The organism is Cupriavidus alkaliphilus, assembly GCF_014191175.1.
Taxonomy (GTDB): domain Bacteria; phylum Pseudomonadota; class Gammaproteobacteria; order Burkholderiales; family Burkholderiaceae; genus Cupriavidus; species Cupriavidus alkaliphilus.
Map to the genome: position 1 here is coordinate 895,199 of NZ_JACHWE010000001.1, position 22,267 is coordinate 917,465.

Consider the following 22,267-nt stretch of genomic DNA (forward strand, 5'->3'; position numbering starts at 1 on the left):
GCATCGCCGCCTTGCCATCGGTCGTGATGCAGTCTAATATTTGAAGCATAAAATATTTAATCTTGATCTAGATGGCGGTGAGGTCGGGGCGCGGTGCACCATGTGCGGCGCGAACGGCACAGCCGGCAGGAGGCAACAGATGCGCGTGCTTTGTATTGGCGGAGGCCCCGCCGGCCTGTACTTCGGCCTGCTGATGAAACTGCAGGACCCGGCCAACGAGGTCATCGTGGTCGAGCGCAACCGACCCTACGACACCTTCGGCTGGGGCGTGGTGTTTTCGGACGCCACCATGGACAACCTGAAGCAAGCCGACCCGGCCAGCGCCAGCGAGATCAATGCCGCCTTCAACCACTGGGACGATATCGACATCCATATCGGCGGGCGCACCATCCGCTCGGGCGGGCATGGCTTTATCGGCATCGGCCGCAAGCGCCTGCTGAACATCCTGCAGGCGCGCTGCGAAGCGCTCGGCGTAAAACTGGTGTTCGAGACCGACGTGGCCGACGACCAGGCGCTGGCAATGCAATACCAGGCCGACCTGGTGATCGCCTCGGACGGCCTGAACAGCCGCATCCGCACCCGCTATGCCGACACCTTCCAGCCGGATATCGATACGCGCCAGTGCCGCTTCGTCTGGCTGGGCACGCACAAGCTGTTCGATGCCTTCACCTTTGCCTTCGAGAAGACCGAGCACGGCTGGTTCCAGGCGCATGCCTACCGCTTCGACGACAACACCTCGACCTTTATCGTCGAGACGCCGGAAGCGGTCTGGCGCGCCGCCGGCATCGAGCAGATGAGCCAGGAAGAGGGCGTGGCGTACTGCGAGAAGCTGTTCGCGCGCTACCTCGACGGCAACAAGCTGATCAGCAACGCGGCGCACCTGCGCGGCTCGGCGATCTGGATCCGCTTCCCGCGCGTGATCTGCCGGCAATGGGTGCACTGGAATACCTTGCCCGACGGCCGCCGCGTGCCGGTGGTGCTGATGGGCGATGCCGCGCACACGGCGCATTTCTCGATCGGTTCCGGCACCAAGCTGGCGCTCGAGGATGCCATCGACCTGGCCCAGGAGATCCGTGGCAGCGGCCACGACGGCCTGCCCGATGCGCTGGCGCGCTATGAAGCCACGCGCGGCGTGGAAGTGCTGAAGATCCAGAACGCGGCGCGCAACTCGACCGAGTGGTTCGAGAACGTCGAGCGCTATGCCGGCAGCCTGCCGCCGGAACAGTTCGCCTATTCGCTGCTGACGCGCTCGCAACGGATTTCGCATGAGAACCTGCGCGTGCGCGATGCCGGCTATGTCGCGCAGTTCGAGCACTGGCTGGCGCAGCAGGCCGGGGTGCCGGCAGACAGCCTGCAGCTGAAGGCGCACCAGCCGCTGCCGCCGATGTTCACGCCATTCCGCGTGCGCGGCGTCACGCTGAAGAACCGCGTGGTGGTGTCGCCGATGGCGATGTACTCCTGCACCGACGGCGTGCCGGGCGACTTCCATCTGGTCCACCTGGGTTCGCGCGCGCTCGGTGGCGCCGGCATGGTGGTGGCGGAGATGACCTGCGTGTCGCCGGATGCGCGCATCACGCCGGGCTGTCCGGGCCTGTGGAACGACGCGCAGCGCGATGCGTGGCGGCGCATCGTTGATTTCGTCCATGCCAACAGCGATGCCCGCATCGCCATGCAGCTTGGACACTCCGGCCGCAAGGGATCGACGCAACTCGGCTGGGAGGCGATGGACCACCCGCTGCCGCAGGGCAACTGGCCGGTGATGTCGGCCTCGCCACTGCCGTACCTGCCCGGCGAATCGCAGACCCCGCGCGAGATGACGCGCGCCGACATGGACCGCGTGCGCGACGATTTCGTGGCCAGCGCCCGGCGCGCGGCCGAAGCGGGCTTCGACTGGCTCGAGCTGCACTGCGCGCACGGCTACCTGCTGTCGAGCTTTATCTCCCCGCTGACCAATACGCGCAACGACGAATATGGCGGCTCGCTGGCGGCGCGGCTGCGCTATCCGCTGGAAGTGTTCGAGGCCGTTCGCGCGGTATGGCCGCAGGACAAGCCGATGTCGGTGCGCATCTCGGCGCACGACTGGGTCGAAGGCGGCATCACGCCCGACGACGCGGTCGAGATCGCCCGGGCCTTCAAGACCGCGGGTGCCGACATGATCGACTGCTCGTCGGGCCAGGTCAGCCCCGACCAGGCGCCGGTCTACGGCCGCATGTACCAGACCCCGTTTGCCGATCGCATCCGCAACGAAGCCGGCATCGCCACCATTGCGGTGGGCGCGATCTTCGAGGCCGACCATGTCGACTCGATCATCGCCGCCGGCCGCGCCGACCTGTGCGCGATCGCCCGGCCGCACCTGGCCAATCCGGCGTGGACGCTGCAGGAAGCGGCGCGCATCGGCTACCGCGACCTCGCCTGGCCCAAGCAGTACCTGGCGGGCAAGCGGCAACTGGAAGCCAATTTCGAACGCGCCGCGGCGCAGGAGAAGCAGGCATGACCGACAGCACGGCAAGCCTGGCCGGCCGGCATGCGCTGGTCACCGGCGGCGGGCGCGGCATCGGTGCGGCGATCGCGCGGCGGCTGCTGGCCGATGGCGCCAGCGTGACGCTGCTAGGGCGCGATGCCGGCACGCTGCAGGCGACGGTACAGGCGCTGCGCGGGCAGGCGCCGGCGGGCGCTGTCGTTTCGTTTGTCACGGCCGATATTGCCGATGCCGACAGCGTGGCGCGTGCCTTTGCCGCGGCCACGGAACAGGCCGGCCCAGTCGCGATGCTGGTCAACAACGCCGGGCAGGCCCACAGCGCGCCGTTCCTAAAGACCGATGCCGCGCTGTGGCAGCGCATGCTCGACGTCAACCTGACCGGCACCTTCTTGTGCACGCGGGCGGCGCTGCCGGCGATGCTCGACGCGGGCTGGGGTCGCATCGTCAACGTGGCCAGCACCGCCGGACTGATCGGCTACGGCTATGTCAGCGCCTATTGCGCGGCCAAGCATGGCGTGATCGGGCTGACGCGCGCGCTGGCGCTGGAGACCGCGGCCAAGGGCGTGACCGTCAACGCGGTCTGCCCTGGCTACACCGAAACCGATATCGTGCGCGACGCCGTCGCCAACATCGTCGGCAAGACCGGTCGTACGGAAGCGCAGGCGCGAGCCGAACTGGCCGCGCGCAATCCGCAGCGCCGGCTGGTGCAGCCGGAGGAAGTGGCCGACGCCGTGGCATGGCTGTGCCAGCCGTCCGCCGGCGCGATCACCGGGCAGGCAATCCCGGTGGCCGGCGGCGAAGTGATGGCGGGCTGACAAGACAAGGACCTGAGAGAAAACCATGACTGAAATCGCACTCGACATGCGCCACCACAAGCGCAGCTTTGCCGGTTATGAAGCGCGGCACTTCCTGTGGTCGGTGTCCGACGACGGCAAGGTCGGCACCATCACGCTGAACCGCCCTGAGCGCAAGAACCCGCTGACCTTCGATTCCTATGCCGAGCTGCGCGACCTGTTCCGCGCGCTGTGCTACGCCAGCGACATCAAGGCGGTCGTGGTCACCGGCGCCGGCGGCAACTTCTGCTCGGGTGGCGATGTGCACGAGATCATCGGGCCGTTGACGCAGATGACGATGCCCGAACTGCTCGACTTCACGCGCATGACCGGCGACCTGGTCAAGGCGATGCGCGCATGCCCGCAGCCGGTGGTGAGCGCGGTCGACGGCATCTGCGCCGGCGCGGGCGCGATGATGGCGCTGGCCTCGGACATGCGGCTGGGCACGGCGCAGGCCAAGACCGCGTTCCTGTTCACGCGGGTCGGCCTGGCCGGCGCCGACATGGGCGCGTGCACGCTGCTGCCGCGGGTGATCGGGCAGGGCCGTGCCAGCGAGCTGCTGTACACGGGCCGCTCGATGAGCGCGGAGGAAGCGCTGCAGTGGGGCTTCTTCAATGCGCTGCACCCGTCCGAAGCGGTGCTGGCGCAGGCGCAGGCGCTGGCCGCGCAACTGGCCGCCGGCCCGACCTTCGCCCACGGCGTAACCAAGAAGCTGCTGCACCAGGAATGGAACATGGGCCTGGACGAGGCCATCGAGGCCGAGGCCGAGGCGCAGGCCATCTGCATGCAGACGCGCGATTTCCGCCGCGCCTATGAAGCCTTCGTCGCGAAGACCAGGCCGGTCTTCGAAGGGGACTGAACCGTTATGTCCGACAAGACCTATCTGGACCTGCCGCTGTTCGACGACGCCCACCGCGCGCTGGAGCGCGAACTCGACGGCTGGTGCGCCCGGCACCTGCAGGTCGACCACAGCGACACGGACGCCGCCTGCCGCGCACTGGTGCGGCAGCTGGGCGATGCGGGCTGGCTGCGCTACTGCGTGCCGGCCGCGCATGGCGGCGCGCTGCCGGCGCTGGATTCGCGCTCGCTGTGCCTGCTGCGCGAGACGCTGGCCCGCCATGACGGTCTGGCCGATTTTGCCTTTGCCATGCAGGGACTGGGTTCGGGCGCGATCTCGCTGGCGGGCAGCGAGGCGCTGCGCGCGCGCTACCTGCCGCGCGTGGCCCGCGGCGAGGCGATTGCCGCGTTCGCGCTGTCGGAGCCCGATGCCGGCTCGGATGTGGCTGCGATGCAATGCAGCGCGCGGTTGTCGGAGGACGGCAGCCACTATGTGATCGATGGCGCCAAGACCTGGATCTCCAACGGCGGCATTGCCGACTTCTACTGCGTGTTCGTGCGCACCGGCGAGGCGCCGGGCGCGCGCGGCATCACTGCCCTCGTGGTCGACGCCGATACGCCGGGCCTGACCATTGCCGAGCGCATCGACGTGATCGCGCCGCATCCGCTGGCGACGCTGCGCTTCGACAACTGCCGCGTTCCGGTCGGCAACCGGCTGGGCGAGGCGGGGCAGGGCTTCAAGGTGGCGATGATGACGCTCGACATCTTCCGCGCCTCGGTTGCCGCGGCGGCGCTGGGCTTCGGTCGCGCCGCGCTGGACGATGCGCTGGCGCGCGCCTGTGCGCGGCCGATGTTCGGCGGCGTGCTGGCCGACCTGCAGCTGACCCAGGCCGCGATCGGCGACATGGCCACCGCCATCGACGCCGCGGCGCTGCTGACCTATCGCGCGGCCTGGCTGCGCGATGTCAAGGGACAGCGCACCACGCGCGAGGCCGCCATGGCCAAGATGGTCGCCACCGAGAACGCGCAGCAGGTGATCGACCGCGCGGTGCAGATGTTCGGCGGCCTCGGCGTCAAGGTCGGTACGCGCGTGGAAAGCCTGTACCGCGAGATCCGCTCCCTGCGCATCTATGAGGGCGCCACCGAAGTGCAGAAGCTGATCATCGCGCGCGAGACGCTGGCCGGGCACAAGGCGTAAGGGAGAAGATGGTGACGTACGTCAAAAGGAAATCTTTTGCGACGCCGCTAATAAACCGTCGTCCCCGCGCAGGCGGGGACCCAGTGACTTTTGTCCCCAGGGGACTTCAAAGACGCTGGATTCCCGCCTGCGCGGGAATGACGCCGGCTTTTTCGAACGCTGTCGTGAAAAACTGAAAGTTCAATAGTCGGCGAGACAGCTGACAGCAGACAGGAGACAAGCCATGGCGACCACAGCCCACCTCGATACCTTCGCGCGCGACCGCCTGCCGTCGCAAGACCAGTGGCCGGTGTTCCGCTTCAATGCCGATACCGACTACCCCGAGCGGATCAATGCCGCGGTGGAGCTGGTTGACCGCCACGTGCGCGAAGGACGCGGCGAGCGCGTCGCCATCCGCCATCGCCGCGACGGCCGCATCGAGACCGTCACCTATGCCCAGCTCGCGGCGCTGGTGAACCGCATCGCCCATGTGCTGGTCGAGGACATGCAGCTGGTGCCCGGCAACCGTGTGCTGCTGCGCGGCCCCAACAACCTGATGATGGCGGCCAGCTGGCTGGCCACGCTGAAGGCCGGGCTGGTGGCGGTGCCGACCATGCCGCTGCTGCGCGCCCGCGAGCTCAAGCAGATCATCGACAAGGCGCAGGTCACCGCCGCGCTATGCGATGTGCGGCTGCGCGAGGAACTCGACGCCAACCAGCAGGCCGGCGGCGATTGCCATTGCCCGAGCCTGGCGCAAACGCTGCATTTCAACGGCGAGGGCGAGGGCTCGCTGGAGGCGGCGATGGCCGGCAAGCCGCAGACCTTCGATGCCTGCGACACCGCCAGCGACGATGTCTGCCTGATCGCCTTTACCAGCGGGACCACCGGCCAGCCCAAGGGCACCATGCATTTCCACCGCGACATGCTGGCCATGTGCGACCTGTTCCCGCGCCATGTGCTGCGCTCCGCGCCGGACGACATCTTCTGCGGTACGCCGCCGATCGCCTTTACCTTCGGGCTCGGCGGCATGCTGTGCTTCCCGTTGCGCATCGGCGCCAGCACGGTGCTGGCGGAGAAGCTCACGCCCGAAACGCTGCTCGAGTTGATCCACGACTTCCGCGCCACCATCGTCTTCACCGCGCCCACGTTTTACCGGCAGATGGCGACGCTGGCGCCGCGCTTCGATATCTCCAGCCTGCGGCACAGCGTGTCGGCCGGCGAGGCGCTGCCCGATGCCACGCGGCAAAGCTGGAAGGCCGCTACCGGCATCGAGATGACCGATGGCATCGGCGGCACCGAGATGATGCACATCTTTATCTCGAGCGCCGGCGCCGAGGTCAGGCCGGGCGCGATCGGCAAGGTGGTGCCCGGCTACGTGGCGCAGATCGTCGACGAGGAGATGCGGCCGCTGCCGCCGGGCCAGGTCGGCAAGCTCGCGGTGCAGGGGCCGACCGGCTGCCGATACCTGGACGACCCGCGCCAGGCCAATTATGTGAAGGCCGGCTGGAACCTGCCGGGCGACACCTTCGTCGCCGACGCCGACGGCTATTACTTCTACCAGGCGCGCTCCGACGACATGATCATCTCGGCCGGCTACAACATCGCCGGGCCGGAGGTGGAGAGTGCGCTGATGCAGCACGAGGCGGTGGCCGAATGCGGCGTGGTCGGCGCGCCGGACGACGGGCGCGGCCAGGTGGTGATGGCCTACGTGGTGCTGCGCGAGGGCGTGGCGGCTGACGAAGCGACCCGTACCGCGCTGCAGGACCACGTCAAGCGCCAGATCGCCCCGTACAAGTACCCGCGCCGCATCGAATTCGTGCCGGCGCTGCCGCGCACCGAGACCGGCAAGCTGCAACGCTTCCGGCTGCGCCAGATGGCGGAGCAGGGGCCGGGCGCGGGCAATGGCGGCAAGCCACGGCAGGGGCAGCCATGAGCGACGTGTTCCGCAACACCGTGCTGGTGCGCTTCAAGCACTGCGACGCCGCCGGCATCGTGTTTTACCCGCGCTACTTCGAGATGCTCAACGACCTGATCGAGGACTGGTTCGGCGAGGCGCTGGGCTGGCCATTCGATGCCATGCACGGCGAGGGCCGCGCCGGCGTGCCCACGGCCGAGCTGGAGTGCCGCTTCCTGGCGCCCAGCCGGCTGGGCGAGGTGCTGACGCGCGAATTGCGCGTGCTGAAGCTGGGCCAGTCCAGCTTCACGCTGGCGATCCGTTTCGCCGGCCCGCACGACGATACCCGCATGGAAGTGACGCAACGGCTGGTCTGCGTCGATACCGGCGCGATTGCGCCGCAGCCGCTGCCCGAAGCCGTGCGCGAAGCCATGGCGCGTTATCTGGTCGCCGCGGCCTGAACCCGGATTTCCATCCATCCATACCAAGCAACCACAGGAAAACGACATGAAGATCCTGCAGCCGCCCGACTGGGCGCCGCCGCGCGGCTACGCCAACGGCATGATGACCGAGATGCAGGCCGGCAGCCGGCTGCTGTTCATCAGCGGCCAGATCGGCTGGAACAGCCAGTGCGAATTCGAGACCGACGACTTCGGCCTGCAGGTGGCGCAGACGTTGCGCAACGTGGTCGCGGTGCTGGCGGCCGGCGATGCGCGGCCGGAACATATCGCGCGCATGACCTGGTATGTGAAGGACAAGGCCGAATATGTCGGCGCCTATGGGGCGATCGGCGAACATTACCGGGCCATCATCGGCCGCCACTTTCCGGCGATGACCGCGGTGGAGGTCGCGGACCTGGTCGAGCCGCGCGCCAAGGTCGAAATCGAGGTCACGGCGGTGGTGCCGCCGCCGCGGTAATCCGCCGGCGGCAGGTGCAACCGGGCATGCGGGAACGGGCAGCGCGGCGGCGGCCGGCGCGGCGAGATTGCCGCCTGCCGCGCGCAAGTCCTTGAAAACTTGAGAAATTGGGTGGCTCGGGATATAATTCGAAAGTTTCGCTTTCAGAACCCTTCACCCTAGCGCCTACCGCTTTCCACCTTCCGCCGCCCCCATCCGCGCCGCCATTGCCGTCTGCATCAGATGTGACGAAATGAGCATACCGCGACCGGATCCGACCGCATCGGCGCAATGCCGCTGCCGCCGTCACGGATCCAGCCTGGGAGGCACGAGGCGTCGATTGGTCGGTCACGGGGTGAGTCCAGCAGGAGCCTACCCGTGTTACCGTCTTTTCCGTCCGCCATTCTCGCGCTAGCAGACGGCACGGTCTTTCGTGGCTATTCCATTGGCGCTTCCGGCCATACCATCGGCGAAGTGGTGTTCAACACCGCCATCACCGGTTACCAGGAAATCCTCACCGACCCGAGCTATTCGCGGCAGATCGTCACGCTGACGTATCCGCATATCGGCAACTACGGTGTCAATCCTGAGGATGTCGAAGCCACGAAAGTCCATGCCGCCGGCCTGATCATCAAGGATCTGCCGATCCTGGCCTCCAACTTCCGCAAGGAACACACCCTGGCCCACTACCTGAAGCAGGAAAAGGTGGTGGCGATCGCCGGCATCGATACGCGCAAGCTGACGCGTATCCTGCGCGAGAAGGGCGCTCAGAACGGCTGCATCCTGGCCGGCGAGGACAATGTCCAGAAGGCCATCGACCTGGCCCGCTCGTTCCCCGGCCTGGCCGGCATGGACCTGGCCAAGGTGGTGTCGGTCAAGGAGCCGTACGAATGGACCCAGTCCGAATGGAAGCTGGGCGAGGGCTACGGCAAGCAGCAGCAGCCGCAGTTCCATGTGGTCGCCTATGACTACGGCGTCAAGTACAACATCCTGCGCATGCTGGCCGAGCGCGGCTGCAAGGTCACGGTGCTGCCGGCGCAGGCGAGCGCGGCCGACGCGCTGGCGCTGAATCCGGACGGCGTGTTCCTGTCCAACGGCCCCGGCGACCCCGAGCCGTGCGACTACGCCATCGCTGCTACGCGCGAGTTCATCGAGCGCGGCATCCCGACCTTCGGCATCTGCCTGGGCCACCAGATCATGGCCCTGGCGGTCGGCGCCAAGACCCTGAAGATGAAGTTCGGCCACCACGGCGCCAACCATCCGGTCAAGGACCTGGACGACGGCCGCGTGGTGATCACGTCGCAGAACCACGGCTTCGCGGTCGACGCCGACACGCTGCCGGCGAACGTGCGCGTCACGCACAAGTCGCTGTTCGACGGTTCGCTGCAGGGTTTCGCGCTGACCGACAAGCCGGCGTTCTGCTTCCAGGGCCACCCGGAAGCCTCGCCCGGCCCGAACGACGTGGCTTACCTGTTCGACCGCTTCATCCAGCTGATGACCGACGCGCGCAAGTAAGCGCACGGGCACAGCGAGAGAGATACCGGGACACCCCATGAACGCCTTCATGCATACCGCTTTCGGCATCACCGACTTCTGGACCTATGTGCTGGGCACGATCTTTATCGTGCTGCTGCCGGGCCCGAATTCGATGTACGTGCTGTCGGTGGCGGCGCAGCGCGGCGTGCGCGCCGGCTACAAGGGCGCGTGCGGGGTGTTCCTGGGCGATTTCGTGCTGATGGTGCTGTCGGCGGCGGGCGTGGCCTCGCTGCTCAAGGCCAGCCCGGCGCTGTTCTACGTGGTGAAGTACGTCGGCGCGGCCTACCTGGCGTGGATCGGCTTCAACATGCTGCGCGGCGCGCTGCGCAACTGGGCGGCGCGCGGCGACGCCACGGGCGCGGCGGCGGTACCGGCGGCCACGCCGGACCAGTCCGACCCGTTCCGCAAGGCGTTGCTGATCAGCCTGCTGAACCCGAAGGCGATCCTGTTCTTCATCTCGTTCTTCATCCAGTTCGTCGACCCGGCCTTTGCTTACCCGGTGCTGTCGTTCGGCGTGCTGGGGCTGGTGTGCCAGATCTGCAGCTTTGCCTACCTGACCACGATCATCTTCGTGGGCGCGAAGCTGGCCGAGGCGTTCCGGCGCCGCCGCCGGCTGTCGGCCGGCATGGCCAGCGGGGTAGGGGCGATGTTCATCGGTTTCGGCGCCAAGCTGGCCACGGCCACGATGAACTGAGCCAGACCACATTTTCGAATCCGGACGGATTCCCTGATTACCGGCGCGGTCCGCAGGCAAGGCGGGCCGGCCCATAAAGAGAGCGTGCAATGCCAAAACGCACAGACATCAAGAGCATCCTGATCATCGGCGCGGGCCCCATCATCATCGGCCAGGCGTGCGAGTTCGACTATTCCGGCGCCCAGGCCTGCAAGGCCCTGCGCGAGGAAGGCTTCAAGGTCATCCTGGTCAACTCCAACCCGGCGACCATCATGACCGACCCCAACACGGCCGACGTGACCTACATCGAGCCGATCACCTGGGAAGTGGTCGAACGCATCATCGAGAAGGAGCGCCCGGATGCGATCCTGCCGACCATGGGCGGCCAGACCGCGCTGAACTGCGCGCTGGACCTGCACCGCCATGGCGTGCTGGACAAGTACAAGGTGGAACTGATCGGCGCGTCGCCCGAAGCCATCGACAAGGCCGAGGACCGCCAGAAGTTCAAGGACGCGATGACCAAGATCGGCCTGGGCTCGGCCAAGTCCGGCATCGCCCACTCGATGGACGAGGCCGTGGCCGTGCAGGCCCGCATCGCCCAGGACACCGGCACCAGCGGCTACCCGATCGTGATCCGCCCGTCGTTCACGCTGGGCGGCACCGGCGGCGGCATCGCCTACAACCGCGAAGAGTTCGAGGAGATCTGCAAGCGCGGCCTGGACCTGTCGCCCACGCGCGAGCTGCTGATCGAAGAATCGCTGCTGGGCTGGAAAGAGTACGAGATGGAAGTGGTCCGCGACAAGCAGGACAACTGCATCATCATCTGCTCGATCGAGAACCTGGATCCGATGGGCATCCACACCGGCGACTCGATCACCGTCGCTCCGGCGCAGACCCTGACCGACAAGGAATACCAGATCCTGCGCAACGCCTCGCTGGCGGTGCTGCGCGAGATCGGCGTCGACACCGGCGGCTCCAACGTGCAGTTCTCGATCAACCCGAAGGACGGTCGCATGATCGTCATCGAGATGAACCCGCGCGTGTCGCGCTCGTCGGCGCTGGCCTCCAAGGCCACCGGCTTCCCGATCGCCAAGGTCGCGGCCAAGCTGGCGGTCGGCTACACGCTGGACGAACTGAAGAACGAGATCACCGGCGGCGCCACCCCGGCCTCGTTCGAGCCCTCGATCGACTACGTCGTCACCAAGGTGCCGCGCTTCGCCTTCGAGAAATTCCCGCAGGCCGACAGCCACCTGACCACCCAGATGAAGTCGGTGGGCGAGGTGATGGCAATGGGCCGCACCTTCCAGGAATCGTTCCAGAAGGCCCTGCGCGGGCTGGAAGTGGGCGTCGACGGCCTGGACGAGAAGTCCACCGACCGCGACGAGATCGTCGAGGAGATCGGCGAGCCGGGCCCGGACCGCATCTGGTACGTGGGCGACGCCTTCCGCCTGGGCATGTCGCTGGAAGAGGTCTATCACGAGACCGCCATCGATCCGTGGTTCCTGGCCCAGATCGAGGACATCGTCCGCACCGAAGGCCTGGTCAAGTCGCGCACGCTCGACAGCCTGTCGACCGCCGAACTGCGCTTCCTGAAGCAGAAGGGCTTCTCCGACCGCCGCCTGGCGCGGCTGCTGAAGACCGACGCCCGCTCGGTGCGCGAGGCGCGCATCGCCCAGAACGTGCGCCCGGTGTACAAGCGCGTGGACACCTGCGCGGCCGAATTCGCCACCAACACCGCCTACATGTACTCGACCTACGAGGCCGAGCATGGCGAGTGCGAGGCCGCGCCGACCGACAAGAAGAAGATCATGGTGCTGGGCGGCGGCCCGAACCGGATCGGCCAGGGCATCGAGTTCGACTACTGCTGCGTGCACGCCGCGCTGGCGCTGCGCGAAGACGGGTACGAGACCATCATGGTCAACTGCAACCCCGAAACCGTGTCGACCGACTATGACACCTCGGATCGCCTGTACTTCGAGCCGCTGACGCTGGAAGACGTGCTCGAGATCGTCGACAAGGAAAAGCCGGTCGGCGTGATCGTGCAGTACGGCGGCCAGACCCCGCTGAAGCTGGCGCTGGACCTGGAGCGCAACGGCGTGCCGATCATCGGCACCAGCCCCGACATGATCGACGCGGCCGAAGACCGCGAGCGCTTCCAGAAGCTGCTGCAGGACCTGGGCCTGCGCCAGCCGCCCAACCGCACCGCGCGTGCCGAGGACGAAGCGCTGCGCCTGGCCGAGGAAATCGGCTATCCGCTGGTGGTGCGCCCGTCGTACGTGCTGGGCGGCCGCGCCATGGAAATCGTGCATGAGCCGCGCGACCTCGAGCGCTACATGCGCGAGGCCGTCAAGGTCTCCAACGACTCCCCGGTGCTGCTCGACCGCTTCCTGAACGACGCCATCGAGTGCGATGTCGACGCCCTGTGCGACGGCAAGCGCGTCTTTATCGGCGGCGTGATGGAGCATATCGAGCAGGCTGGCGTGCATTCGGGCGACTCCGCCTGCTCGCTGCCGCCGTACTCGCTGTCGGCCGAGACCGTGGCCGAGCTCAAGCGCCAGACCGCGGCGATGGCCACGGCCCTGAACGTGGTCGGCCTGATGAACGTGCAGTTCGCGATCCAGCAGAACAATGGCGTGGATACCGTCTACGTGCTGGAAGTGAACCCGCGCGCCTCGCGTACCGTGCCGTACGTGTCCAAGGCCACCGGCATGCAGCTGGCCAAGATTGCCGCGCGCTGCATGGCCGGCCAGTCGCTGGACGAGCAGGGTGTCGCCGACGAGGTCATCCCGCCGTACTACAGCGTCAAGGAAGCGGTGTTCCCGTTCAACAAGTTCCCGGGCGTCGATCCGGTCCTCGGACCTGAAATGCGTTCGACCGGCGAAGTGATGGGCGTGGGCAAGAGCTTCGGCGAGGCCCTGTTCAAGAGCCAGCTGGCCGCGGGCTCGCGCCTGCCGGAGAAGGGCGCCGTGCTGATCACCGTGAAGGACAGCGACAAGCCGCGCGCCGTGGCCGTGGCGCGCATGCTGCACGACATGGGCTACCCGATCGTCGCCACGCGCGGCACCGCCTCGGCGATCGAGGCCGCCGGCATCCCGGTCAAGGTGGTCAACAAGGTCAAGGACGGCCGTCCGCATATCGTCGACATGATCAAGAACGGCGAACTGGCGCTGGTGTTCACCACCGTGGACGAAACCCGCGGCGCGATCGCCGATTCGCGCTCGATCCGGATCTCGGCGCTGGCGCATCGCATTCCTTACTACACCACCATCGCCGGCGCGCGCGCCGCGGTGGAAGGCCTGAAGCACATGCAAAGCCTGGAGGTCTACGACCTGCAAGGCCTGCATGCCTCGCTGGCCTGATGCCGTCAAGGTAAGCAGGCGACACATGGCAACAGGGCCGGCCGCGTTGCGGCGGCCGCGCCCGGGAATCCCGCCGCAGTTGCTGCCGGCGGGCTTCCTGGCCTAAACTACGTCAAATTCGTCGATCGAACCGGCGTGCCCGCGTTCGATCCTGTCTGAAAGCCGCGGTTGAGCGGAAGTGCCCTGGCGGGGTTTGCCGGGGATGGCTCCAGCTCCGCTGCGGCTCATTTTTTTGTTGAACGAAGACATGAGCACCATTCCGATTACCAAGCGTGGCGCAGAGCTCCTGAAGGAGGAGCTGCAGCGCCTGAAGGCTGTCGAGCGTCCGGCGGTGATCAATGCCATCTCGGAAGCGCGCGCCCAGGGCGACCTGTCTGAAAACGCCGAGTACGATGCCGCCAAGGAAAAGCAGGCCTTTATCGAAGGCCGCATCCTGGAAGTGGAGGCCAAGCTGTCGGCCGCGCAGATCATCGACCCGACCCAGCTGGACACCGATGGCCGCATCGTCTTTGGCGCGACCGTGGACCTGGAGGACCTGGAGTCCGGCAGCCCGGTCAGCTACCAGATCGTCGGCGATGACGAGGCCGACCTCGATGCCGGCAAGATCTCGGTCAGCTCGCCCATTGCGCGCGCGCTGATCGGCAAGTTCGAAGGCGACGTCGCCACCGTGCTGGCCCCGGGCGGCGAGCGCGAGTACGAAGTCATTACGGTTCGCTACATCTGATGCCGGCCCGGCCGGGCGGGCTTGTGCCTGCGCCGGCCACCGGAAAGGCCGGCTTGTGTTCTCCAGTTCCTATAACAACCTGCCGCCGCTGCCGCACCGCATCTTCCTGCTGCTGACGGTGGTGTGGGCGGGCAGCCTGTGGACCGTGGGCTACATGGTGGCACCGACGCTGTTTTCAGTGCTGCCCAGCCGCGAGATGGCGGGCATGATCGCCGGTCACCTGTTCCATACCGAAGCCATCGTCGGGGTGACCATCGGCGTGCTGCAGCTGGTGTTGTGCAACGTGATGATCCGGCGCGGCGCCCACCGCTACCGCGGCCTGCGCTGGCTGGTGCTGGGCATGCTGTGCTGCGTGCTGGTCGGCTACTTCGGTACCCAGCCCTTCATGGGCAACCTGAAGGAAAAGGCGCTGGCGCTGGGCGTGGGGGTGTCGGAGTCGCCGTACAAGGCGCAATTCGGCATGCTGCACGGCGTGTCCAGCGCCTTCTACCTGCTGCAAAGCCTGCTGGCGCTGGCGCTGGTGTGGCGCGCTTCGGCGCCGCGTTCGGCCGGGGAGTGAGGCCGGCCGCCGGCACGGCCGCTGCCGCGGCGTGCCGGCATCGGGGCGCCTGGCGGCGCCCGTTTGTTTATGGCTGCCGGGGCTTCAGCCCAGCGCCTTCTTCTTCTGGCTGGTCGGGCGCGCGCGCGAGCGCTTTACATTGCCGCCGGCGGTAACGCGCTCGTTGCCGAGCACCGTGACTTCCTTGCGGGTCGGACGGCGGTTCGGCGCGGCGCTGGGCTTCTTCACCGTCACCGTGCGCGGGGCGGCGCCGCCGCGGCGCGCGGGCGTGTGCCGGCCGAGGTCATCGGCCTGGTTTTCCTTCAGGCGGGCTTCGCCCGGACGCCAGACCACCAGCAGCTTGCCGATATGCTGGATCGGCGCGGCGCTGAGCTGGTCGCAGATTTCTTCGTAGATGGCGATGCGCGCTTCGCGGTCGTCACCGAACACGCGGATCTTGATCAGGTCGTGGGCCGCCAGGCTGCGGTCGATTTCGGCCAGCACGGCGCGGGTCAGGCCTTCGGCGCCGACCATCACGACCGGGTTCAGGGCATGGGCACGGGAGCGCAGGTCGGAGCGCTGGGCGGGGACGAGTTGTAGAGCGGGCATAGGTTGGCGCCGGATAAGGCGCTTGAAATAGTGATAGAGCGCGTGGCGCTGGTAATCGGGCGCTGCCGCCCGCGCCGGTCGTGACACGGCGCACGGGAACAGGCTGCCGACGGCCGCCGGATGGCGGCAAGCCGGGATGCGGATTGGCGCGTATTATCCGTCAATCCGGCACTGTCGGGCAGCAAAATCATCAAAACAGTAGGAAAACCTGCGCCGCCGGCCCGGCCGGCGCGCGCGGGCAGGGAACAGGCTGGTATCTGGCATGGCAAAGAACAAGTTCAACCATTCGTGGCTGCACGACCACATCAACGATCCGTACGTCAAAATGGCGCAGCGCGAGGGCTACCGCGCCCGCGCGGCGTACAAGCTCAAGGAGATCGACGAGCAGGACAAGCTGATCCGCCCGGGCCAGGTCATCGTCGACCTGGGCGCGGCGCCCGGCAGCTGGAGCCAGTACGCCCGCAACAAGCTGGCCGACTCGCCCCGCGCCAAGGACGGCCGGATTGACGGCGCGGTCGTGGCAATCGACCTGCTGCCGATGGAACCTGTTGCCGACGTCACTTTCATCCAGGGCGATTTCCGCGAAGAATCGGTTTTCCGAGAGCTCGAAAGTGTGGTGCTGGACGCTTCCGGCGGCAACAAGATTGACCTTGTTTTGTCCGACATGGCCCCCAATTTGTCCGGTGTGGCCTCCGCCGATGCTGCCCGGATCGAGTACTTGTGCGACCTGGCGCTTGAATTTGCGCAGGCCCACCTTAAGCCGGAGGGAGCATTGCTGGTAAAGTGTTTCCACGGGAGCGGCTACAGCCAGATCGTGGAAAAGTTCAAGCGGCAGTTCAAAGTGGTCGCAAAGCGCAAGCCCAAGGCGTCGCGCGACAAGTCTTCCGAAACCTTTATCCTTGGGCGCTACCTCAAGGCAGTGGATTGACCGATCTCGATACAAGCCAGGGCGGAAGAAGAAATGTAGAGGGAAATACCCTCACCCGGTGCTATCGGCATCATAGTTTCTCTGTTTCCCCTCGAGGGCGGGGGCTGCATTACAATGCAGCTATCCGTTGGCAAGGCAATTGCAAAGGAGTTCGGCCTTGAATAACAACCTGTTTCAAAAGGCGGCAATCTGGCTCGTGATCGCGCTGGTGTTGTTTACCGTCTTCAAGCAGTTCGACAAGCCCCGTGCGCAGGACAGCGTCACCTATTCGCAGTTCATGGATGACGCCAAGAACGGCAAGGTGTCGCGCGTCGACGTGCAGGGCCGCAACCTGGTGGTCTCGCCCAAGGAAGGGGCCAAGTACACCATCATCTCGCCGGGCGACATCTGGATGGTCGGCGACCTGATGAAGTACGGCGTGCAGGTCACCGGCAAGGCGGACGACGAACCCAACGTGCTGGTCCAGGCCCTGTATTACCTCGGGCCGACCCTGCTGATCATCGTGTTCTGGTTCTACATGATGCGTCAGATGCAGGGTGGCGGAAAAGGCGGCGCATTCTCATTCGGCAAGTCGCGTGCGCGGCTGATCGACGAGAACCAGAACGCCGTCACGTTCCAGGACGTGGCCGGCTGCGACGAGTCCAAGGAAGAAGTGGTCGAGCTGGTCGACTTCCTCAAGGACCCGCAGAAGTTCCAGAAGCTGGGCGGCCGCATCCCGCGCGGTGTGCTGCTGGTCGGCCCTCCGGGTACCGGCAAGACGCTGCTGGCGCGCGCCATCGCCGGCGAGGCCAAGGTGCCGTTCTTCAGCATCTCGGGTTCCGACTTCGTTGAAATGTTCGTCGGCGTGGGCGCGGCCCGTGTGCGCGACATGTTCGAGAACGCCAAGAAGCAGGCCCCCTGCATCGTGTTCATCGATGAAATCGACGCGGTCGGCCGCCATCGTGGCGCCGGCATGGGCGGCGGCAACGACGAGCGCGAGCAGACCCTGAACCAGATGCTGGTCGAGATGGACGGCTTCGAGGCCAACTCGGGCGTGATCGTGATCGCCGCGACCAACCGTGCCGACGTGCTGGACAAGGCGCTGCTGCGTCCGGGCCGTTTCGACCGCCAGGTCTACGTGGGCCTGCCGGACATCCGCGGCCGCGAGCAGATCCTGAAGGTCCATATGCGCAAGGTGCCGATCGGCAACGACGTCGACGCCTCCGTGATCGCGCGTGGCACCCCGGGCTTTTCGGGCGCCGACCTGGCCAACCTGGTCAACGAGGCCGCGCTGTTTGCCGCTCGTCGCAACAAGCGCGTGGTCGACATGCAGGATTTCGAGGACGCCAAGGACAAGATCTACATGGGTCCGGAGCGCAAGTCGACAGTGATGCGCGAGGAAGAGCGCCGCGCCACGGCTTACCACGAGTCCGGCCATGCGGTGGTGGCCAAGCTGCTGCCCAAGGCCGACCCGGTGCACAAGGTCACCATCATGCCGCGCGGCTGGGCGCTGGGCGTGACCTGGCAGCTGCCGGAGCATGACAAGTATTCGAAGTACAAGGACAGCATGCTGGAAGAGGTCGCCATCCTGTTCGGCGGCCGCGCGGCGGAAGAGGTCTTCCTCAACGCCATGAGCACCGGCGCTTCCAACGACTTCGAGCGTGCCACCAAGATCGCGCGCGACATGGTGACCCGCTTCGGCATGAGCGATTCGCTGGGTGCGATGGTCTACGTCGATACCGAGCAGGACGGCATGTTCGGCAAGCTGTCGTCGAAGACCGTGTCGGAAGCCACGCAGCAGAAGGTCGACGCCGAGATCCGCCGCATCATCGACGAGCAATACGCGCTGGCCAAGCGCCTGCTCGAAGAGAACCGCGACAAGGTCGAAGCCATGACCAACGCGCTGATGGAATGGGAAACCATCGACGCCGACCAGGTCAACGACATCATGGCCGGCAAGCCGCCGCGTCCGCCGCGCAGCGCGTCGGGCCCGAACGGTGGCGGCAGCACGCCTTCGGGCGGTTCGCCGGTGGCGCCGACCAACGCGCCCGCCACGGCCTGACCCGGCGCTCGTCCCACTGACGACGCTGTAGCGATGGCTGTGTAGTGCCTGTCCCTGAAGCCGGTGCCTGGTGCACCGGCTTTTCCTTTTTGCGCGGCCGAGCCGCGCGCATCGCCAAAGCCTTCCTACCTTGCAGCAGACGACTCAGATCCGGCACTTCCAGTGCGGCCGTTTCCGCTTTGCCCTGGACCAGCGTCCGCTGGTGATGGGCATCCTCAACGTCACGCCCGACTCCTTTTCCGACGGCGGCCAGCACGCCAGCCGCGACGCGGCGCTGCGCCATGCCGAGCAGATGATTGCCGAGGGCGTCGACATCATCGACATCGGCGGGGAATCCAGCCGGCCCGGTTCGGCCGCGCTGCCGCTGGCGGACGAGCTGGCGCGCGTGATCCCTGTGGTGGAAGCGCTGCGCGACTGCGGCAAGCCGCTGTCGATCGACACCTACAAGCCCGAGGTCATGCGCGCCGCGCTTGCGGCCGGAGCCGATCTCATCAACGATATCTGGGGCTTGCGCATGCCAGGCGCGGTCGAGGCGGTGGCGGGCGGGCAGGCGGGCCTGTGCGTGATGCATATGCAGCGCGATCCGCAGACCATGCAGGAGGACCCGCACTACGACGATGTGGTCGCCGAGGTCGCGCAGTTCCTGGCAGAGCGCGTCGCCGTGCTGCGCGCCGCCGGGATCGACGAGGCCCGGATCTGCCTCGATCCGGGATTTGGCTTCGGCAAGACACCGGATCATAATTTGCGCCTGCTCGGGCAGTTGCCGAAGCTGGCGCTCGACGGCCTGCCGGTGCTGGCAGGCATCTCGCGCAAGTCCACGCTGGGCGCCATCCTTGGTGGCCGGCCGCCACAGCAGCGTGTCGCCGCCAGCATTGCCGCGGCGGTATGTGCGGTGGAGCGCGGTGCGTGGATCGTACGCGTTCATGATGTGGAGCAGACCGTCGATGCCGTGAAGACCTGGTGGGCCGTGCGCAACGAATCCGTCAGCGCGGGCTGAGCCAGGCGACGCCCGGTCGGCGCCACCAAGACAGAACACAGCAGAGAAAGGGAAACAAAGAATGACACGCAAGTATTTCGGGACCGATGGCGTGCGGGGCAAGGTCGGCGATGCGCCGATCACGCCGGACTTCGTGATGCGGCTGGGGCATGCCGCGGGCAAGGTGCTCGCGCACGGCGCCAGGACCGGGCAGGGCAAGCCGACCGTGCTGATCGGCAAGGACACCCGCATTTCGGGCTACATGCTGGAAGCCGCGCTGGAAGCCGGCTTTACCTCGGCGGGCGTGCATGTGTTGCTGACCGGCCCGCTGCCGACTCCCGGCATCGCCTACCTGACGCGGGCGCTGCGGCTGTCGGCCGGCGTGGTGATTTCGGCCAGCCACAATCCCTACTACGACAACGGCATCAAGTTCTTCTCGGCCAGCGGCGACAAGCTGCCCGACGCAGTCGAGGCGGCGATCGAGACGGCCCTGGACGAGCCCATGGTGTGCGCCCCCTCCGACGACCTGGGACGCGCCCGCCGCATCGACGATGCAGCCGGTCGCTATATCGAATTCTGCAAGAGCACCTTCCCGTACGAGCAGGACCTGCATGGCCTGAAGCTGGTGGTCGACTGCGCCCATGGCGCGGCCTATCACATTGCGCCGCCGGTGTTCCATGAACTGGGCGCCGACGTGGTCGCCATCGGCAACCAGCCGAACGGCCGCAATATCAACGCCGGCTACGGCGCCACCGCGCCGGAAAAGCTGATCGAGGCGGTCAAGGCCAACGGCGCGGACCTGGGCCTGGCCTTCGATGGCGATGCGGACCGGCTGCAGGTGGTGGATGCCGATGGCCGCCTCTACAACGGCGACGAACTGCTCTACCTGATCGTGCGCGACCGCCAGGCCGTCGGGCAGGCGGTTCCCGGCGCGGTCGGCACGCTCATGACGAATATGGCGGTGGAGCTGGCGCTCAAGCGCGAGGGCGTCGACTTCGTGCGCGCCAAGGTGGGCGACCGCTATGTGCTGGAAGAACTGAACAAGCGCAAGTGGACGCTGGGCGGCGAGGGCTCCGGCCACCTGTTGTGCCTGGATCGCCACAGCACCGGCGACGGCATCGTCTCGGCGCTGCAGGTGCTGGGCGCATTGCGCCGCAGCGGCAAGACCCTGGCGCAACTGCTCGACGGCGTGAAGCTGTTCCCGCAGACGCTGATCAATGTACGCGTGCAGAAGGGGTTCGACTGGCAGACCCATGCTGGCCTGCAGGCGGCGCGTGCCGCGGTGGAGCCGGAACTGGAGGGCCGCGGCCGGGTGCTGATTCGTGCCTCCGGCACCGAGCCCGTGGTGCGCGTGATGGTCGAAGCGGAGCAGGCCGAGATGGCCGAGCGCGCGGCCAGGAAGCTGGCGGATGCGCTGGGTGCCTGATAGCGCCCATCCCAGAAACGAACGCCGGGCCCGCCCGGCGTTTTTTTATCTAACTGCGCAATTAACCGCCGTCATATTTTCCCCACCGCAAGGCGGCACCATCCCGTCATTACCTTGCTGCAGGCCAGTTTCAAGAAGATTTAAAGATGTCACGGAATTGTCATACAGGCAGCATAAAGTTCGTCTTGTCAAAAATTTGTCATTCCCAACCAATGTTCTCTGGAGGACATATGAAGCTGGTCAAGACTGCCGTGGCAGGCATCGTTTCGATGGTGGTGGCGGGTACTGCGTTCGCGGCGGAAATTACCGGTGCAGGCGCTTCCTTCCCGGCGCCCGTGTATTCCAAGTGGGCCGACGCATATAACAAAGCAACGGGCAACAAGGTCAACTATCAATCCATCGGCTCGTCCGGCGGCATCAAGCAGATCGGTGCCAAGACGGTCGATTTCGGCGCCTCGGACGCGCCGCTGAAGGACGAGGACCTGAACAAGCAGGGCCTGGTCCAGTTCCCGACCGTGATCGGTGGCGTGGTGCCGGTGATCAACCTGCAAGGCGTGAAGCCGGGCGAGCTGACGATCACCGGCGAGGTGCTGGCCAACATCTACCTGGGCAAGATCAAGAAGTGGGATGATCCCGCCATCAAGGCGCTGAACCCGCAAGCCAAGCTGCCGAGCCAGGACATCCTGCCGGTGCGCCGTGCCGACGGTTCGGGCACCACCTTCATCTTCACCAACTACCTGTCCAAGGTCAGCGCTGACTGGAAGGGCACGGTCGGCGAGGGCACCACGGTCAACTGGCCGGGCGGCGGCACCGGCGGCAAGGGCAACGAGGGCGTGGCCGCCTTCGTGCAGCGCCTGAACGGTGCGATCGGCTATGTCGAGTACGCCTACGCCAAGCAGAACAAGATGACCCACGTGAACATGAAGAACGCGTCGGGTGCGGTGGTCAAGCCGGGTGACGACGCCTTCAAGGCCGCCGCCGCCGGCGCGGACTGGAGCAAGAGCTACTACCAGATCCTGACCAACCAGCCGGGCAAGGACGCCTGGCCGATCGCCGGCGCCACCTTCATCCTGGTCCACAAGAACCAGGAAAAGCCGGCGCAGGGCACCGAAGTGCTGAAGTTCTTCGACTGGGCCTACAAGAGCGGCGCCAACATGGCCGCCGAACTCGACTACGTGCCGCTGCCGGAGAACGTGGTCAACCAGATCCGTTCGACCTGGAAGACCAGCGTCAAGGACGCTTCGGGCAAGGCGCTGTACTGATCTGACGGCATAGCCGGCCGCGCGTGTGCGCGGCGGCGCTGGCCGGGCAGCCCGAAACCGGCCCGGCCACCGTGCTCC

At 66.6% G+C, this 22,267-nt stretch carries 18 protein-coding genes; 17 read left to right on the top strand and 1 reads right to left on the bottom strand.

The genetic code is table 11. The features are described 5' to 3' along the window. Positions 1-139: 139 nt before the first annotated feature. From FHX60_RS04295 to FHX60_RS04350, 12 genes are all read left to right on the top strand, one after another. Complete coding sequence (locus FHX60_RS04295) at positions 140-2,494, top strand: bifunctional salicylyl-CoA 5-hydroxylase/oxidoreductase (RefSeq protein WP_183282615.1); 2,355 nt, start codon at positions 140-142, stop codon at positions 2,492-2,494. Next, positions 2,491-3,294, top strand: coding sequence for an SDR family NAD(P)-dependent oxidoreductase (locus FHX60_RS04300; protein WP_183282616.1), 804 nt, complete (start codon positions 2,491-2,493; stop codon positions 3,292-3,294). Before FHX60_RS04295 ends, FHX60_RS04300 begins: the two co-directional genes overlap by 4 nt. A 25-nt stretch (positions 3,295-3,319) precedes the next feature. Then, on the top strand, positions 3,320-4,171 hold the full coding sequence (locus FHX60_RS04305) for an enoyl-CoA hydratase family protein (protein ID WP_183282617.1): 852 nt from the start codon (positions 3,320-3,322) through the stop codon (positions 4,169-4,171). A gap of 6 nt (positions 4,172-4,177) precedes the next feature. Then, complete coding sequence (locus FHX60_RS04310) at positions 4,178-5,347, top strand: acyl-CoA dehydrogenase family protein (protein ID WP_183282618.1); 1,170 nt, start codon at positions 4,178-4,180, stop codon at positions 5,345-5,347. Between the two features lie 223 nt (positions 5,348-5,570). Next, positions 5,571-7,259 (top strand): AMP-binding protein, encoded by a 1,689-nt coding sequence (locus tag FHX60_RS04315; protein ID WP_183282619.1) that lies wholly within the window; start codon positions 5,571-5,573, stop codon positions 7,257-7,259. Next, positions 7,256-7,681 (top strand): acyl-CoA thioesterase, encoded by a 426-nt coding sequence (locus FHX60_RS04320; protein WP_062800724.1) that lies wholly within the window; start codon positions 7,256-7,258, stop codon positions 7,679-7,681. Before FHX60_RS04315 ends, FHX60_RS04320 begins: the two co-directional genes overlap by 4 nt. A 46-nt stretch (positions 7,682-7,727) precedes the next feature. Continuing rightward, a complete protein-coding gene (locus FHX60_RS04325) occupies positions 7,728-8,138 on the top strand; it encodes a RidA family protein (protein WP_062800722.1) in 411 nt (136 codons plus the stop codon). Between the two features lie 357 nt (positions 8,139-8,495). Beyond that, a complete protein-coding gene (gene carA, locus FHX60_RS04330) occupies positions 8,496-9,632 on the top strand; it encodes a glutamine-hydrolyzing carbamoyl-phosphate synthase small subunit (RefSeq protein ID WP_062800720.1) in 1,137 nt (378 codons plus the stop codon). 37 nt (positions 9,633-9,669) lie between these two features. Then, complete coding sequence (gene leuE / locus FHX60_RS04335) at positions 9,670-10,347, top strand: leucine efflux protein LeuE (RefSeq protein WP_112774018.1); 678 nt, start codon at positions 9,670-9,672, stop codon at positions 10,345-10,347. Between the two features lie 89 nt (positions 10,348-10,436). Beyond that, positions 10,437-13,685 (top strand): carbamoyl-phosphate synthase large subunit, encoded by a 3,249-nt coding sequence (gene carB / locus FHX60_RS04340; protein ID WP_183282620.1) that lies wholly within the window; start codon positions 10,437-10,439, stop codon positions 13,683-13,685. A gap of 247 nt (positions 13,686-13,932) precedes the next feature. Next, the gene (gene greA, locus FHX60_RS04345) at positions 13,933-14,409 is read left to right on the top strand and encodes a transcription elongation factor GreA (RefSeq protein WP_092309418.1); all 477 of its coding nucleotides are present in this window, start codon (positions 13,933-13,935) and stop codon (positions 14,407-14,409) included. Positions 14,410-14,464: 55 nt separating this feature from the next. Further along, complete coding sequence (locus tag FHX60_RS04350; protein WP_092309415.1) at positions 14,465-14,968, top strand: DUF4149 domain-containing protein; 504 nt, start codon at positions 14,465-14,467, stop codon at positions 14,966-14,968. An 84-nt stretch (positions 14,969-15,052) separates the two neighbouring features. Here the strand turns inward: FHX60_RS04350 and FHX60_RS04355 are convergent, their stop codons facing one another. After that, positions 15,053-15,556, bottom strand: a complete 504-nt coding sequence (locus FHX60_RS04355; RefSeq protein ID WP_112774019.1) for a YhbY family RNA-binding protein — start codon at positions 15,554-15,556, stop codon at positions 15,053-15,055. A 262-nt stretch (positions 15,557-15,818) separates the two neighbouring features. Between FHX60_RS04355 and FHX60_RS04360 the strand changes: the two genes are divergently transcribed. From FHX60_RS04360 to pstS, 5 genes are all read left to right on the top strand, one after another. Then, positions 15,819-16,484 (top strand): RlmE family RNA methyltransferase, encoded by a 666-nt coding sequence (locus tag FHX60_RS04360; RefSeq protein ID WP_092309409.1) that lies wholly within the window; start codon positions 15,819-15,821, stop codon positions 16,482-16,484. A 157-nt stretch (positions 16,485-16,641) separates the two neighbouring features. Then, the gene (gene ftsH / locus FHX60_RS04365) at positions 16,642-18,525 is read left to right on the top strand and encodes an ATP-dependent zinc metalloprotease FtsH (protein ID WP_012353229.1); all 1,884 of its coding nucleotides are present in this window, start codon (positions 16,642-16,644) and stop codon (positions 18,523-18,525) included. A 205-nt stretch (positions 18,526-18,730) separates the two neighbouring features. Beyond that, positions 18,731-19,522, top strand: a complete 792-nt coding sequence (folP, locus tag FHX60_RS04370) for a dihydropteroate synthase (protein WP_258396835.1) — start codon at positions 18,731-18,733, stop codon at positions 19,520-19,522. A gap of 61 nt (positions 19,523-19,583) precedes the next feature. Beyond that, entirely contained in the window at positions 19,584-20,927 is a 1,344-nt protein-coding gene (gene glmM, locus FHX60_RS04375) for a phosphoglucosamine mutase (RefSeq protein ID WP_112774022.1), read from the top strand. A gap of 230 nt (positions 20,928-21,157) precedes the next feature. After that, the gene (gene pstS / locus FHX60_RS04380; RefSeq protein ID WP_112774023.1) at positions 21,158-22,189 is read left to right on the top strand and encodes a phosphate ABC transporter substrate-binding protein PstS; all 1,032 of its coding nucleotides are present in this window, start codon (positions 21,158-21,160) and stop codon (positions 22,187-22,189) included. Positions 22,190-22,267 lie beyond the last annotated feature (78 nt).

Excerpts from the sequence above, each read along its gene's own strand:
- folP (WP_258396835.1), top strand. The coding sequence starts at position 18,731 with ATGGGCATCCTCAACGTCACGCCCGACTCCTTTTCCGACGGCGGCCAG.
- FHX60_RS04360 (WP_092309409.1), top strand. The coding sequence starts at position 15,819 with ATGGCAAAGAACAAGTTCAACCATTCGTGGCTGCACGACCACATCAAC.
- FHX60_RS04295 (WP_183282615.1), top strand. The coding sequence starts at position 140 with ATGCGCGTGCTTTGTATTGGCGGAGGCCCCGCCGGCCTGTACTTCGGC.
- FHX60_RS04320 (WP_062800724.1), top strand. The coding sequence starts at position 7,256 with ATGAGCGACGTGTTCCGCAACACCGTGCTGGTGCGCTTCAAGCACTGC.
- FHX60_RS04355 (WP_112774019.1), bottom strand. The coding sequence starts at position 15,556 with ATGCCCGCTCTACAACTCGTCCCCGCCCAGCGCTCCGACCTGCGCTCC.
- pstS (WP_112774023.1), top strand. The coding sequence starts at position 21,158 with ATGAAGCTGGTCAAGACTGCCGTGGCAGGCATCGTTTCGATGGTGGTG.
- FHX60_RS04305 (WP_183282617.1), top strand. The coding sequence starts at position 3,320 with ATGACTGAAATCGCACTCGACATGCGCCACCACAAGCGCAGCTTTGCC.
- leuE (WP_112774018.1), top strand. The coding sequence starts at position 9,670 with ATGAACGCCTTCATGCATACCGCTTTCGGCATCACCGACTTCTGGACC.
- FHX60_RS04310 (WP_183282618.1), top strand. The coding sequence starts at position 4,178 with ATGTCCGACAAGACCTATCTGGACCTGCCGCTGTTCGACGACGCCCAC.
- carB (WP_183282620.1), top strand. The coding sequence starts at position 10,437 with ATGCCAAAACGCACAGACATCAAGAGCATCCTGATCATCGGCGCGGGC.
- FHX60_RS04315 (WP_183282619.1), top strand. The coding sequence starts at position 5,571 with ATGGCGACCACAGCCCACCTCGATACCTTCGCGCGCGACCGCCTGCCG.
- FHX60_RS04325 (WP_062800722.1), top strand. The coding sequence starts at position 7,728 with ATGAAGATCCTGCAGCCGCCCGACTGGGCGCCGCCGCGCGGCTACGCC.
- FHX60_RS04300 (WP_183282616.1), top strand. The coding sequence starts at position 2,491 with ATGACCGACAGCACGGCAAGCCTGGCCGGCCGGCATGCGCTGGTCACC.
- glmM (WP_112774022.1), top strand. The coding sequence starts at position 19,584 with ATGACACGCAAGTATTTCGGGACCGATGGCGTGCGGGGCAAGGTCGGC.
- greA (WP_092309418.1), top strand. The coding sequence starts at position 13,933 with ATGAGCACCATTCCGATTACCAAGCGTGGCGCAGAGCTCCTGAAGGAG.